This is a genomic window from Dietzia sp. 2505 (genome assembly GCF_040546785.1).
In the GTDB taxonomy this organism is placed as follows: domain Bacteria; phylum Actinomycetota; class Actinomycetes; order Mycobacteriales; family Mycobacteriaceae; genus Dietzia.
In genome coordinates this window covers 680205-694662 of record NZ_JBEPON010000001.1, presented here as the reverse complement: position 1 = coordinate 694662, position 14458 = coordinate 680205, and the positions used below count along the sequence as shown (strand labels likewise).

Sequence of the window (14458 nt, the reverse complement as noted above, 5' to 3'; positions counted from 1 at the left end):
GTCCCCGATCAGTTCGGAGCACCCGTGAACGAACACCTGTTGAACCACCGCAGCCGGAAGGACCACGCCGCCGCCCTGGCCGCGGCGACCGCCGAGGTCGGTCGATACCTCGACGGTCGTACCACCCCGCGCTCGTCCGCCTCTCCCGCCCATCTCGCGGCGCAGACCGCGGCGGTGGATCTGGCGGCCCCGCTGGGGACGCTCGACAAGGCCATGGTGGAGGTGCGTGCGCTCTACCTCGACCACGCCGTCGGGTACCACCACCCCCGCTACCTCTCGCACCTCAACTGTCCGGTCACCATCCCCGCGCTGGCCGCCGAGACACTCGCCACCTCAGTCAACACCGCAGTGGAGACGTGGGACCAGGGCACCTCGGCGTGCCTCATCGAGCAGAAACTCGTCGACTGGGTCGCCGACCTGATCGGGTTCGACCGGCCGGACCGGGTCACGCCGGACGGCGTCTTCACCACCGGCGGTTCGCAGTCCAACCTCCATGGGTTGTTCACCGCACGCGAGGATCGGCTCTCCCGCCCCGGCCCCGGGGGGACCACACCCGCGGACCGCTGCGCGCGTCTGCCCCGACTGCGGATCGTCACGGGCGAGCACGCACACCTCAGCGTGGTCAAGGCCGCGCGTCTGCTCGGCCTGGCACCGGACGCCGTGATCGTCCTGCCCGGGGACGGAGACCGCATGGACCCCACCACCCTCGACCGGGCCCTGGCGTCCGTGGCGGACGCAGGTGACGAGGTCGCGGCCGTCGTCGCCCTGGCCGGGACCACCGACCACGGCGCGATCGACCCGTTGCGGGAGATCGGAGGGGTCTGTCGACGTCACAACGTCTGGTTGCACGTGGACGCCGCCTACGGCGGCGGGTTGCTGGTCTCCCCCACCCGCCGCGATCTACTCGAGGGGATCGGGCTGGCGGACTCGGTGACCGTCGACTTCCACAAGACCTTCTTCCTGCCGGTGGCCGCGTCCGCTCTGCTCCTGCGGGACGGCTCCGGCTTCCGTCACTCCACCGTCAGCGCCGACTACCTCAACCCCGCGGACGGTGACGACCACGCCGTGGACAAGTCCCTGCAGACCACCCGCCGCTTCGACGCGCTGAAGCTCTGGATGACGCTGCGCGTACTCGGCGCCGACGGGATCGGCCGCATGCTCGACGACGCGATCGACGTGGCCCGGCGGATCGGTCGGACCATCGATTCCGAGCCCGACCTCGAGCTGGTCCGCAGGCCGGCACTGTCGACCGTCCTGTTCCGCCCCCGGCCCGGGGGGTGTGACCCCGACGAGTCCGACGCCCTGGTCCGTCCCGTCAGGGACGCGCTATTCGCCGAGGGGCGCTCGGTGGTCGCGGCGACGGTGGTGGACGGCCGCCCCTGCCTCAAGCTCACCATCCTGGACCCCGAACTGTCGGACCAGGACGTGGCGGCCGTGCTCGCCGATGTCCGGGAGGCGGCCCAGTACCTGGCCGACGGGATGCGCCAGGCCACCACCGCGGGGGTGCTGTCATGAGCGGGAAGATCCACGACCTGCTGGGGGTGGGCATCGGTCCGTTCAACCTCGGGCTGGCGTGCCTCGCCGAACCGCTGGAGATCGACGCCGTCTTCCTCGACGCCCGCGAGGGTTTCGAGTGGCACCACGGACTCATGTTCGACGACGCGACCATCCAGGTGCCCTTTCTGGCCGATCTGGTCACGCTGGCCGACCCCACCTCGCCGTACTCGTTCCTGTCTTATCTCAAACAGGTGGGCCGGTTGTATCCCTTCTACATCCGCGAGAATTTCCAGCCCCTGCGCGCGGAGTACGACGCGTACTGTCGCTGGGCCTCCGAGCGGGTGGGTGGACTCCGGTGGGGACGGCAGGTGGTCGACGTCCGACGCGAGACGGCCCAGGACGCCGGGGGCGGGTCGGCCGGGGGGAACGGAGCGACCGACGACGAGGACGGTCCCGTCTACCGGGTCACCGCGATCACCTCCGACGGCACGGAGACCTACCGCGCCCGGCATCTCGCCCTGGGGATCGGCACCACCCCGTGGTCGCCTGTCGACACGGACTCGCTCGACGGCGCCTCCCCACACGCGGGCCGACAGGTCGCGCTGCACGCTGCCGACTACCTGCACCGGCGCGACGATCTGCTCGGGTTGGACTCGGTGACCGTCGTGGGCAGCGGCCAGTCGGCCGCCGAGATCTATCACGACCTGGTGGCGACGTCCGGGCACTCCGGCCCCCGGGTGGACTGGATCACCCGGTCCCCCCGGTTCTTCCCCATGGAGTACACCAGGCTCACCCTGGAGATGACCTCCCCGGAGTACATCGACCACTTCCACGGTCTCGACACCGGCACGCGGGACCGGCTGCTGCGCGAGCAACGGTCCCTCTACAAGGGCATCGACGCCGAGCTGATCAACGAGATCCACGACCTGCTCTACCGCCGGTCCGCCCACGGACTGGACACCGGATTGCTGGTCGCCGCGACCGCCCTGGACGGAGCCACCGTCGACGAGGCCGGGATCCGCCTGGACCTGCACTGCAACGACACGGGCCGGGCCTGGCAGCACCACACGGACGGTCTGGTGATGGCCACCGGCTACTCTCCCACCGCTCCGCGGTTCCTCGACGGGATCGCCTCGGAGATCGACTGGGAGGATCCCGGACCCGAGCAGGCCGGCGCGGGCCGGCCCCGTCGCTACCGCGTGGCGCGCGACCACACCATCGACCTCGCGCATCGGCGTGTCCACGTGCAGAACGCGGAGGAGCACACCCACGGTCTCAGTGCCCCGGACCTGGGGATGGGGGCGATGCGCAACAGCATCATCCTGCGGTCCGTCACCGGTCGCGAGGTCTACCCCGTCGAGTCACGTATCGCGTTCCAGCGGTTCGGTGTCCCGGCAGGCGGGTCCAGCCCCGCCCGGGAGACCGATCCGACCCGACCCGGCACGTCCGCCGAGCACCGCTCGCCCGCCGACCAGCAGGCCCAGGAGGCCCGATGAACCACCACACCGTCAATACTCCCGCCGGGCTCGTCTCGCTCTCGACCCTGCCCTCGGACGCCGATACCGTCGGGACCCTCCACGCCTGGCTGTCGCACCCCGGGTCGGCGTACTGGGGCATGCAGCACATGGCGCCCGACCAGATCTCGGCGTTCTTCCGCGACTGGCAGGACAGCCCACACCGGCAGGTCCACATGGTGGAAATCGACGGACTGCGAGTGGGGTTGGCGGTGTTCTACGACCCGGCCGCGGTCGAGCTCGACGGCAGGTACCCCCACGAACCCGGGGACCTGGGCATGCACCTGCTGGTCGCCCCCTCGCGAACCCCCGTGCCGGGTACCACGGCCGCCGTGATCGGCGCGATCTGCGAGACCGCCTTCGGTGCGCTGGGCGCCCGGCGTGTGGTGGTGGAGCCGGACATCCGCAACACCCCCGTTCACCGGCTCAACGCCCGGGCCGGGTTCCGGGAGGGCGGGCCGGTGGAGCTCGCCGACAAGACCGCCCTGCTCTCCTTCTGTGACGTCGGGGACTTCCGGGGTTCCGAGATCGGCCGGACCACACGGGCCGTGTCGTCGTCACGCCCGTCGACCGGTGCCGAACCCCACGCGCACCTCACCGGCCACGCGATGCGACGGGCCCACCGCCACCTGTGCGCCAAGGCGCTGGCCGAGTTCTCTCACGAGCGACTCGTCTCGCCACACGCCACGGCGGACCCGGGCGTGTACGGGGTGCGCGCGGGTGAGGAGAGGTGGCTGTTCCGTGGGCGGGTCCTGCCTCTGGAGCACTGGGTGGTGGACGAGGGTTCGCTGCGCCGGGAGATCGCCGGCCAGCCGGTCGAACCCGACGCCCTGGCCCTCATCACTGCGCTGGCCCCGGTGCTCGGGGTCCCCGAATCTCTTGTGGGCGTCTATCTGGAGGAGATCGCCGCGACCCTCGGGTCCGCCGCGTTCTGTCTGCACCACCGCGCCCGCCCCGTGCAGGAACTCGCCGGCGCCCACCTGCAGGAGGTCGAGGCCGCGATGACCGAGGGGCACCCGGGTTTCGTGGCCAACAACGGGAGAATCGGACTGGGGCTGACCGACCGACACCGCTACACCCCGGAGGCCCCCGCGACGGTGCGTCTGGTGTGGCTCGCCGCCCGGCGTGAACTCAGCCACCTCGCCACCGTGGCCGGGCTGGAGGAGAGCGAGCACTACCTCCGGGAGTTCGGCCGTGACGACCTCGACAGGTGCGACGCACGACTTCGGGAGCTGGGCCTCGATCCGGACCGGTACCGCCTCATCCCCGTCCACCCGTGGCAGTGGCAGCACAAGATCGCCGTGGCGTTCGGCCCCGACCTGGCCCGCCGCGACCTCGTCCACCTGGGCGAGTCCCGCAGCGAGTACCGCCCTCAGCAGTCCGTCCGCACGTTCTTCGACGTGACCCGTCCCGAGCGCGGGTACGTCAAGACGGCACTGGCGGTGCAGAACATGGGCTTCACCCGCGGACTGTCTCCTCGGTATATGCGTGACACCCCGGCGGTCAACGACTGGGTGGCCGGTCTGGTGGCCGGGGATCCCGTGCTCCGGGCGCTCGACTTCGGCATCCTGCGCGAGGTCGCAGCGGTGGGGTACACCGGCGACGCCTACCACCGCGCAGCGGAGTCCGGCGTCTCGGAAGAGGGGCCGCACACCAAGATGATCGCCGCCCTGTGGCGCGAGAGCCCGGTGCCGCGACTGGCGGAGGGCGAGCGGGCCTTCACGCTGGCCTCCCTACTGCACGTCGACCTGCACGGGCGCCCCCTCGTCGTCGAACACCTGGAGCGGTCAGGGTCGGACGCCCGCACGTGGCTCCGCGCGCTTCTCGACTCCTACGTTCTGCCGGTGGCCCGCTGTCTGCTCGCGCACGGGCTGGTGTTCATGCCCCACGGGGAGAACGTGATCGTGGTGATCGGCCCGGACCACCTGCCACGCCGGGTGCTGTTCAAGGACATCGGGGAGGAGGTGGCCGTGGTGACCGACCGACCGCTGCCCGAGGGGATAGAGCGGATCCGTCACGTCGTGGACGCCGAGACGGCGGCGTTGAGCATCCACACCGACGTGATGGACGGGGTCCTGCGTCACCTGGCCGCGATCCTCGACGAGTCCGGGGTGCTACCGGCGTCGGAATTCTGGGACGAGACGCGCCGGTGCCTCCTGACGCTGTCCGGCGATGCCGGCGACCGGAGAGAGGTCGACGCGGCGACGTGGGAGGCGCTGTTCGCGCCGCGGTTCCGGCACTCGTGCCTGAACCGTCTGCAACTGCGCGACACCCGGCAGATGGTGGATCTGACGGATCAGGCGGGCTCGCTGCAGTTCGCGGGCACCCTCGCCAATCCCCTCGCACCGGGACCGACCGACCCCGCGGATCCCGAAAGTCGCACGAGTCGCCAAGAGCGTTCCGAACTCGTCGGCCGAGAAGCAGGTGTGCGGAACGCTCTTATCGATGACGGAGCCCGCAGCGTGTCGTAGCGTCGGTGGGATGAACGGGCGGGAACTCCAGAGGTGTGCGGCGATGCGGGCACGCGAGCTACCGGCGACGACCCTGGAGTTCCCGTTCGGACCGGACGCCGACGTCTACAAGGTCCGAGGCAGGGTGTTCATGATCCACACCGTGGTCGACGACGAGCCCCTCGTGGTGATCAAGGCATCACCCTCCGACGGCCTCGCCCTGCGTGACGCGCACGCGGACATCACCCCCGGCTACCACATGGACAAGAGGCACTGGATCTCACTGCACCCCGGGGGGAGCCTCGGCCCCGATGTGGTCGAGGAGTTGGTCACGGAGTCCTACCGACTCGTCGTGGCCGGGCTCCCCAGCGCGCAGCGACCGGTCGAACCCCACGCCTTCGGGCGCGGTCGGCGCTGATCCGGGTCAGTTCACCGGGGAGAGCTCCGGCGACTCCTCGGGCGACACCGAGGACCCGGTGATCGAGCCGAGCCGCTCCTCGCCCAGCGAACCCTCCACGACGTCGGTCGCCGAGTCCGTGTTGACGGCTCCGGCCAGCGAGCCGCCCACCACGGGCACCCCGCCGATGACGGCGTCGACCGATCCCGGGACGTCCCCGCGCATCAGGAAGTCGACGGACTCCGCGACGGGCTTGACGACCATGCACACGACCCCGATGGGCGGCAGCGGGATGCCCGCCAGGTTGGCCGCCGTGCCGGCCACGGTGCCGATTCCACAGACGGCGCTGGCGACGGAACCAACCGGACCGGAGGTGTAACCGGGCAACGAACCGGTGACGGAGGCCGGAAGCAGGTCGCCGGCGGAGCCGAGGCCGCCGCCGGTGCCCGCATCGGTATCCGTGCCGGCGGAACCGGTGAGCGACGACGAGTCGAGGGCGCCCGACGACAGGCCGTCCGCGCTCTGCGCTGCGGCCGCGCCGGTCGAGAAGACGAGGAGTGCGGCGGCCAGCGCACCGGCGCAGGCAATGGATCTGGTCACAGTGATCTCCGAGCATGACGGGGGCGCGAGCCCCACGATGAGTTAACGATTCTTGAGTCCATCACATATCCGTCACGGGCGGGGCAGTGTTACGTCACGACCACCACGTCGTCACGTCACGCCTTTCCCTCAAGCCGTCTGCCCCCACGGCCTCATGCCGTCTGCCCGCACGGCGCCGGTCCGCACCGCACGCGGGCGCGATGAGGGAGAGTGGAGCCATGACCGGGATCCCGACGACCCCCGCCGACCATTCGCTGGCAGACGTCATGCCGTCGATCGCCGCCTCCCTGGGCGTCGACCTCCGCAACCCACTGGCGCTCCCGCCCACGCGGGATACTGTGCTCGTCCTGGTCGACGGTCTCGGCGCCGAACTCATCCGGCAGCACGCCGAGGTCGCCCCCACCCTCTCGGCGATGACCACGCGAATGATCTCCGCGGGATTCCCCGCCACCACGGCCACGAGCCTGACCAGCCTTGCGGTGGGAGCGCCGTGCTCTCGCCACGGGATCGTCGGGTACAGCTTCGCACTCCCGGACGAGGGTGCAGAGACACCCACCGTCTTCAACTCGCTTCGCTGGACCACGGGGTCGGCGGAGGGGCCCTCCGCGCTGGACCGGTTCCCTCCCCGTGAGGTGCAGGTGCTGCCGAGTCTTCTCGAACTGCTCACCGAGGAGGGGGTCGACGTCACCTACGTCATGCGCGAGGACTTCCGGGGATCCGGCCTCACCCGCGCCGCGTTCCGGACGGAGGGCGAGTATCGTCCGGCGATCTCACTGCAGGAGATCCGCGAGGCGGTACTCGATGTCGTCGCCGATCCCTCGCGCTCCCGACGGTTCGTCTATTCCTACTTCGGCGACCTCGATCTCATCGGACACATCCACGGTCCGGGCTCCCCGGAATGGGTTCAGTCGTTGCGCGAGGTGGACGCCTTCGTCGCCGACCTGGCGACGGATCTGCCCCCCGACTGCGGGATGCTCGTCACCGCCGACCACGGCATGGTGGCCGCGGAGACCGTGATCGATATCGATGCCACCCCGTCGCTCCTCATGGACGTCGAGGCGGTCGCCGGTGAAGCCCGGGTACGGCACGTACACGCCAGGGCCGGGTCGGAATCGGCGGTGTTGGCCGCCTGGCGCGAGGAGTTGGCGGGTCACGCGCGGGTGTTGAGCCGGGAAGAGGCACTGGACGAGCAGTTGTTCGGTCCGGGCCGGGAACATGCGGACCGTCTGGGTCACGTCATCGCGGTCGCCACCGGCGGCGTCATCCTCGCCCGCACCCACCACGAGAAGATGGAATCGACCCTCCTCGGCCACCACGGGGCCAATACCGCGGCAGAGCAGCACATCCCCCTCATCCTGCGGTGAGCCACCGGCGTGTTCAGCAGGTGACCAGCACCGTCGGGTCGCTGGTGGTGTCCAGCCAGCGGCCGTAGGCGGGCGGACCCATTGCTCGCACGTCTGCGCACAGCTCCTGCCGGGAGTACCCGGACGCACGGTAGACGGCATAGATGACGTTGCCGTTCTCGTCCCTCGCGCGCAGCGAGGGGCACGCCATATCGGTGCGCAAGTAGGACGCACCCGGGTTCTGCGCCAGCGCGGCAGAGATCTCCTGCGCATACGCACCCGGGGTGACGGCGGAGTACAGGACCACGATCCCCCGCCCGTCGCACGCGGGGCGGGACATGGGGACACTCAGTCCCAGATCGCCGGTTGATGCGCCCGAGGACCGGCAGTCGTCCAGGACCGCAGCGATCTCAGCGGGCATGCCGTCGGCCTCCGCCTCCTGACGGCAAATCGTGGACGGGATCCCGGTGTATCGGGTCCAGCTCCCACCGACACGACTCACTATGTACTGCGTGTCCCCGGCGGGTTCGCCCTGCGCAACAACGACGTGCGCCAGTGCCCACGCTCCCGCGCACCGGTCCACGTTGACGTTCCGACGGGCGATACCCGCCTCGCTCGCGATCTCGTCCGGGTCGCAGCCGGAGGGTCTCTCCGACGGAGCAGCGGTTGCCGGCATCGCCTCCGGGCCGGGGGACACCGTAGCCGGTTCCACGAAGCTCGTCGACGATGCTGGCACCCCGCCCGGTTCCCCGCCGTCCGAGGCGACGAGGTAGCCACCCACGCCGGCGAGGACGACGAGCAGCACCACGATGAGCACACCCATCGCCCACATGAGGCCGTTGCGGGAGGGAGCCCGTTGAGCCGTTCCGTATGCCGCCCGCCCCCACCCCCCGTCGTTCCCGCTGGAACCGTCCCAACCGGAGCCACCTGACGGATTACTCATAGTCACCACCATCGACACGGCCGACGAGTTGGCCTACGTCCGGAGAATGGCAGTTACTTTATCCACCTCGCGACCGGCAGTGCACCGCATTCTCAGGAGCCGCGCGGGACCCGGTCGAAGTCCCGCTCATCGGGGTGGTCGAGCATCTGCTCCATCCGCTTCCGGTCGAAGGGCCAGAGATCGATCTCCCCGCCGGCGGTCTGGTACCAGGACGTGCACCCGGTGTTCCACACCGTCGGACCCATCGCCGCACCCACCGCGCGGGAGAACTCGGCGGTGGCCCGCTCGGTGACCTCGACCGCGTCGAACTCACCGAGTCGCCATCGCTCGATCCACTGCGCGATGTATCGCGCGGTGAGTTCCGCCGAGAACTGCAGAGGGATCGACCCGGTCGGCGAGTTGGGGCCGAGGACGGTGAAGAGATTGGGGAACCCCGGGATCGCGGTCATCCGGTAGGCGCGCGGGCCGGCCGCCCAGGCCTCATCGAGCCTCAGTCCGTCCCGGCCCGTGATGCGCATGGGACGCATGTATTCGTGGGTTCGGAAACCAGTGGCCAGCACGATCACGTCGACCTCGTGGTGGACGCCGTCGCCGGTACGGATGCCGGTGGGCGTCACCTCGGAGATCGAACCCGTGACCAACTCCGCGTTGGGGGCGGTGATGGCGCGGTAGTAGGTGCCTGAGACGACCTGGCGCTTGCACAGTGGTTCGTAGTCGGGGGTCAACTCCTCGCGGAGCCGACGATCGCTGACCTGTCGGCGGAGACTCCACCGGGCATAGGCCTGCACCGCGCCACGCCGCCAGGTCGGCCTGAGGACCACGTCCGCGAGGATCCCCGAGGCCCACAGGGCCGCCGCGTACAGCCTCCGCCGCAGTCCGGTCGACCGACGGAGCAGGGCGGTGAGCGGTGCGGGCTGCCGGACACCCATCGGCGCCCAGAGGATCCACTGCGGGGAGCGGGCGAAGTGCAGTAGCCGTGTCGCCTCCGGCTGCAGTGCGGAGACGATCTGCACTCCCGTGGAACCGGAGCCGATCACCGCTATCCGCTTTCCGCCGGTCTCGAGACCCGGGTCCCAGTGGGCGGTGTGGACGACCGGTCCGGCGAACGAGTCGAGCCCGTCGATATCGGGCACGAACGGGTGGTGCAGCACCCCGGTCGCGCACACCACGAAGTCCGCGTGTAGCACCTCCCCCGCTGCCGTCGTCAACGTCCAGGTGGCGGACTCATCGTCGTACACGGCGTCCGTCACCTCGGTCCCGAGCCGCAACCACTCGTTCAGCCCGTCACGCTCCACCACGTCCCGGTGGTACTGCTGGATCTCCTCCCCAGATGCCCAGACGTGTGACCAGTCGGCCTTGGGTGCGAACCCGAACTGGTAGAGCTGCGAGGGGACGTCGCAGGTCAGGCCCGGATAGCGGTTCCAGTGCCACACCCCGCCGACGTCGGTGCCCTTCTCGCAGATCGTCACGTCGCTCAGCCCGGCCTGCTTGAACGTGTGCGCGGCGGCTATCCCCGCGACTCCCGCGCCGATGATCACTACGCGGGGCTGGCGGAGATCGGTCACCACTCAGATCTACCGCCTCGGGCGACCGGATGCATCGACTCCCACGGACTCGTAGCGTCGTAGATATGCGTGAGCGCGCATGACACGACCAGCGAGAGGAGCCTGCCATGAAGGCGGTCACCTGGCACGGCAAGCGCGACGTCCGCGTCGATGAGGTACCCGATCCCAGGATCGAGGATCCCACCGACGCGATCGTCAGGATCACCAGCACGAACATCTGCGGATCCGACCTGCACCTGTACGAGGTGCTCGGGCCGTTCATGAACGAGGGCGACATCCTCGGCCACGAGCCGATGGGGATCGTCGAGGAGGTGGGGTCCGGTCTCACGGACCTCAAGCCCGGCGACCGGGTGGTGATGCCGTTCCAGATCTCGTGCGGCCACTGCTACATGTGTGACAAGGGCCTCAACACCCAGTGCGAGACCACCCAGGTCCGCGACCAGGGCATGGGCGCCGCACTGTTCGGGTACTCCGAGCTGTACGGCAGCGTCTCGGGCGGTCAGGCCGAGTACCTGAGGGTCCCGCAGGCGCAGAACACCACCATCCAGGTTCCGCACGAGCACACCGACGACCGGTACTTGTACCTGTCCGACGTACTGCCGACGGCCTGGCAGGCGGTCGAGTACGCCCAGATCCCCGACGGCGGGACGGTCGTCGTCCTGGGGCTGGGACCGATCGGCGACATGGCCGCCCGGATCGCCGCCCACCGCGGGCACCGCGTCATCGGAGTGGATCCGGTCGCAGAGCGCCGGGCCCGGCAGGCCCACCGGGGCGTCGAGGTACTCGACCCCTCGGAGCTCCCCGGTGAACTGGGCGACGTGATCCGTGACATGACCGATGGCCGCGGGCCGGACTCCGTGATCGACGCGGTGGGGATGGAGGCGCACGGGTCCCCCGTGGCCACGGCGGCCCACGCGGCGGTGGGGATGCTGCCGAAGTTCCTGGGCAAGAAGATGATGGAGCACTCGGGAGTGGACAGGCTCGCCGCGTTCTACTCCGCCATCGACATCGTGCGCCGCGGCGGGACCATTTCGCTGTCGGGCGTGTACGGCGGCGTCGCCGACCCGTTGCCGATGCTGACGATGTTCGACAAGCAGCTCACGCTCAAGATGGGGCAGGCCAACGTCAAGCGCTGGGTGCCGGACATCATGCCGCTGCTCACCGACGCCGATCCACTGGGCGTGGACGACTTCGCCACGCACCGGCTCCCACTCGCCGAGGCCCCCCACGCCTACGAGATCTTCCAGAAGAAGCAGGACGGGGCCGTGAAGATCGTCCTCACGCCGTGAGTCCGCGGCCGGGCGGGATGCGGATGGGTAGGTTGCGGTCATGACCGAACTCGCCCGACTCCTGCTCGTCCGCCACGGGCAGAGCGTGGGGAACGTCGCCGACGACGAGGCCCGGGCCGCCGGGGCGCACCGCCTCGACCTGGACTACCGGGACGCCGACACCCCCCTGTCGGATACCGGGTTCACCCAGGCGTCGGCCGTCGGCTCCTGGCTCGCCGCCCTGCCGGACGAGCACCGACCCACGGTGTGGTTGACCTCCCCGTATCGGCGCGCGGCGGACACCGCCGCCGCCGCACTGGAGGCCGCCCGTCTGGACGCGACTCTCCTCACCGACGAGCGGCTCCGCGAGCGGGATCTGGGAATCCTCGACGGTTTCACCGGTCACGGTATTCGTGACCGCTTCCCGGAGGAGGCGGAGCGGCGTGACCGGATCGGGAAGTTCTACTACCGGCCCCCGGGCGGTGAGAGCTGGACGGACGTGGTCCTGCGGGTGCGCTACCTGCTCACCGACCTGCGTCAGCAGTACGCCGGCGAGAGGCTGTGCGTGTTCAGCCACCAGGCGGTGATCATGGGGTTCCGCGTGGCGTTGGAGCAGATGGCCGAGCAGGACATCCTCCACGTGGACCGTGAGGATCCCCTCCCCAACTGCTCGGTCACCACGTACCGACACGGCGGCGCGGCGCTGGAACTCGAGCGGTACGCCGACACCACGGCCGTGGAGCGGGCGGCGGCACCGACGACCCGCGAGGGGTCCGCGGCGGATGAGGACGGCCGGTGAACGGCGGTTCGTCGGAGAACGAGGAGATGGTCCTGACCTCCCACCGTCTGCGGGGCTGGGCCCTTCCCGCGCCCGGCGGCGGCAAGGAGAACCGGGGCCGGGTGCTCGTGGTGGGAGGCGGTCGCACGACCCCGGGCGGGGTGCTCCTCGCCGCGGAGGCCGCGCTACGCGCCGGCGCCGGCAAGCTCCAGATCGCCACGGCCTCCTCCGTGGCGCCGGGGCTGGCGCTGCGGATCCCGGAGTCGATGACGGTCGGGCTACCCGAGGACGAGGAGGGCGAGCTGACCCCGGCCGGTGCGGAGACCATCTGCGAGCTTGCGGAGGGCTGTGCGGCCGTCGTCATCGGGCCCGGCCTCGGCCACGTCGGGGTCGCCGAAGAGCTGCTCCGCCGGGTCGTCCCCGATCTCGACTGCACGCTGGTCCTGGACGCGCTCGCCCTGGCGTACCTGACCTCGGATCCGGACGGGGTCTCCCACCTCGACGGGCGCTGCGTCCTCACGCCGAACCCCAGGGAGCTCGCGAGGACCCTCGACGTCCCCGAGTCCGAGGTCGAGGCCGACACCCCACGCCGGGTCACCGACCTCGCCCGGCGGACCCGGGCCGTGGTGGTGTCCGGGGCGGCCACCTCGTGGATAGCGTCACCCGACGGCCGTCTGTGGCGGGACGAATCGGGCACCCAGGGGCTCGGGGTGTCCGGGTCCGGAGACGTCAAGGCCGGGGTCATCGCCGGATTGCTCGCCCGGGGCGCGGAGCCCGCTCAGGCCGCCGCCTGGGCCACCTTCGCCCACGGCCGGGCCGGTGAACGGCTCGCGGTGCGGGTCGGGCCCACCGGTTTCCTCGCCCGGGAGCTGCTGTCCGAGGTCCCGCGCGTGATGGCCGAGCTGTCGTCCTAGCCGAGTAGACCCAGCCGCCGGTCCGCCGGAGCACACCGCGCGCGGCCGCGCGACCGGCTGCATCCCGGCGCCGGGACTGGCAGGCTCGGGTCATGAGTTCGACTGACAAGATTACTGCCGAGAAGATCCGTTCCGCCATCGACGCCGCGACCGACCCTGGCCCCGACGCACTGGAACGCGCCCGCATGATCGTCGTGGACAAGCTCGGGGAGTGGGAGAGCCTGGGGGTGGACGAGATCGTCGAATCGGTCTGTGAGGCCTACGAGGCCCACTCGGGAGAGCCGCTCAGGCTGGCCGACGTGGACCCCTCAGACCCCGATACGGACACCCCCGCGATGCGGAACCTGCGCTACGCCCGGGCGGCCCGCACCGCGATCATCGATCTCGAGCGGGAGGGGGCGATCGTCGCGGTGGACGAGCATCCCGGCGATGCCGAGGCAGTGGACCTGACCGGCGAGCGGACCGACGACGGCTCGGCCGCTGATGAGATTCGCGACGACGACGAGGTCACCGCCACCAAGGAGACCACGGGCCCGGCCGGTCGTGAGTCCGGTGCCGACGAGTTGGTTCTCAGTACCGGCCCGCGACCGCGGGGCCGGCGGTTCGCACTCGCCGCCCGCTGAGCTCCCTGCTCAGAGCGAGGTCGTGGTCTCCGGGTGGTCGGTCTCCCTGAGCGGCTTCTGCGCTCCACCGGAGAGCGTGGACTCGCCGAGCCTGGCCTCGCGGTAGCGATCGGCCTGCGCCTGGGTGATCGCCTCGCGGGCGCCGTCCTTGGCGTAGCAGACCGGCAACCACGCACCCTGGGAGTCCAGGCGCGCCACTATCCGCTGTCGCAGCCGGAACGGCTGGATGGAGTCCGACCAGGCCACCAGCAGGTCCAGATCGGCCCCGCGGGCGTCCGGGAGCGAGTCGGTGGCGCAGAAGTGCTGGACACTACGCCAGACGGCGAACTGGGCCCCTGTCACGGAGAGCGGGTCCACGGTGGCAGCCCTGGGTGAGCGGGCCGAGCGGCTCCGGACGGGCTTGCCGGGGGCGGGCCGCGGGGGCGGCGGCGAGGTGTTCTCCCCGGACTCCACGCGTCGGCGGGCCTCCGCCATCCGCTGCTGTCGGCGTTCCGCCGGAGTACTCTTCTCGCTCGTGTCCCAGAAGCCCGTCATGTCATCAAACTTTACGCGGGTTCCGGCGGTCC

At 70.5% G+C, this 14458-nt stretch carries 13 protein-coding genes; 9 read left to right on the top strand and 4 right to left on the bottom strand.

What is annotated here, in order from left to right; all coding sequences use genetic code 11:
- Positions 1-24: 24 nt before the first annotated feature.
- From ABIE38_RS03110 to ABIE38_RS03095, 4 genes are read left to right on the top strand one after another with little or no spacing between them, the layout of a single operon-like run.
- Complete coding sequence (locus tag ABIE38_RS03110; RefSeq protein WP_354053959.1) at positions 25-1515, top strand: pyridoxal phosphate-dependent decarboxylase family protein; 1491 nt, start codon at positions 25-27, stop codon at positions 1513-1515.
- Complete coding sequence (locus ABIE38_RS03105; RefSeq protein ID WP_354053958.1) at positions 1512-2993, top strand: lysine N(6)-hydroxylase/L-ornithine N(5)-oxygenase family protein; 1482 nt, start codon at positions 1512-1514, stop codon at positions 2991-2993. The genes ABIE38_RS03110 and ABIE38_RS03105 overlap by 4 nt, the downstream gene beginning before the upstream one ends.
- Entirely contained in the window at positions 2990-5482 is a 2493-nt protein-coding gene (locus tag ABIE38_RS03100) for a GNAT family N-acetyltransferase (RefSeq protein WP_354053957.1), read from the top strand. The genes ABIE38_RS03105 and ABIE38_RS03100 overlap by 4 nt, the downstream gene beginning before the upstream one ends.
- A 10-nt stretch (positions 5483-5492) precedes the next feature.
- Positions 5493-5879: an MmcQ/YjbR family DNA-binding protein gene (locus ABIE38_RS03095; protein ID WP_354053956.1), complete on the top strand. Its 387-nt coding sequence runs from the start codon at positions 5493-5495 to the stop codon at positions 5877-5879.
- A 6-nt stretch (positions 5880-5885) separates the two neighbouring features.
- Here ABIE38_RS03095 and ABIE38_RS03090 read toward each other — a convergent pair whose 3' ends face one another.
- Positions 5886-6458, bottom strand: coding sequence for a hypothetical protein (locus ABIE38_RS03090; RefSeq protein WP_354053955.1), 573 nt, complete (start codon positions 6456-6458; stop codon positions 5886-5888).
- A gap of 218 nt (positions 6459-6676) precedes the next feature.
- On the opposite strand from ABIE38_RS03090, the gene ABIE38_RS03085 reads away from it, so the two are divergent.
- Complete coding sequence (locus ABIE38_RS03085; RefSeq protein WP_354053954.1) at positions 6677-7822, top strand: alkaline phosphatase family protein; 1146 nt, start codon at positions 6677-6679, stop codon at positions 7820-7822.
- Between the two features lie 13 nt (positions 7823-7835).
- On the opposite strand, the gene ABIE38_RS03080 is transcribed toward ABIE38_RS03085, so the two are convergent.
- On the bottom strand, positions 7836-8744 hold the full coding sequence (locus ABIE38_RS03080) for a serine/threonine protein kinase (RefSeq protein ID WP_354053953.1): 909 nt from the start codon (positions 8742-8744) through the stop codon (positions 7836-7838).
- A 92-nt stretch (positions 8745-8836) separates the two neighbouring features.
- A complete protein-coding gene (locus ABIE38_RS03075; protein ID WP_354053952.1) occupies positions 8837-10312 on the bottom strand; it encodes a flavin-containing monooxygenase in 1476 nt (491 codons plus the stop codon).
- 104 nt (positions 10313-10416) lie between these two features.
- Here ABIE38_RS03075 and ABIE38_RS03070 point away from each other — a divergent pair, with 104 nt between their 5' ends.
- The 4 genes from ABIE38_RS03070 to ABIE38_RS03055 all read left to right on the top strand — a co-directional run bounded on the left by ABIE38_RS03070 (position 10417) and on the right by ABIE38_RS03055 (position 13892).
- On the top strand, positions 10417-11598 hold the full coding sequence (locus tag ABIE38_RS03070; protein WP_354053951.1) for a zinc-dependent alcohol dehydrogenase: 1182 nt from the start codon (positions 10417-10419) through the stop codon (positions 11596-11598).
- Between the two features lie 40 nt (positions 11599-11638).
- A complete protein-coding gene (locus ABIE38_RS03065) occupies positions 11639-12376 on the top strand; it encodes a histidine phosphatase family protein (RefSeq protein WP_354053950.1) in 738 nt (245 codons plus the stop codon).
- Positions 12373-13269, top strand: a complete 897-nt coding sequence (locus ABIE38_RS03060; RefSeq protein WP_354053949.1) for an NAD(P)H-hydrate dehydratase — start codon at positions 12373-12375, stop codon at positions 13267-13269. The genes ABIE38_RS03065 and ABIE38_RS03060 overlap by 4 nt, the downstream gene beginning before the upstream one ends.
- Before the next feature lie 92 nt (positions 13270-13361).
- On the top strand, positions 13362-13892 hold the full coding sequence (locus tag ABIE38_RS03055) for a hypothetical protein (protein WP_354053948.1): 531 nt from the start codon (positions 13362-13364) through the stop codon (positions 13890-13892).
- A 9-nt stretch (positions 13893-13901) separates the two neighbouring features.
- Here ABIE38_RS03055 and ABIE38_RS03050 read toward each other — a convergent pair whose 3' ends face one another.
- Positions 13902-14426 (bottom strand): hypothetical protein, encoded by a 525-nt coding sequence (locus tag ABIE38_RS03050; protein ID WP_354053947.1) that lies wholly within the window; start codon positions 14424-14426, stop codon positions 13902-13904.
- Positions 14427-14458: the final 32 nt, after the last annotated feature.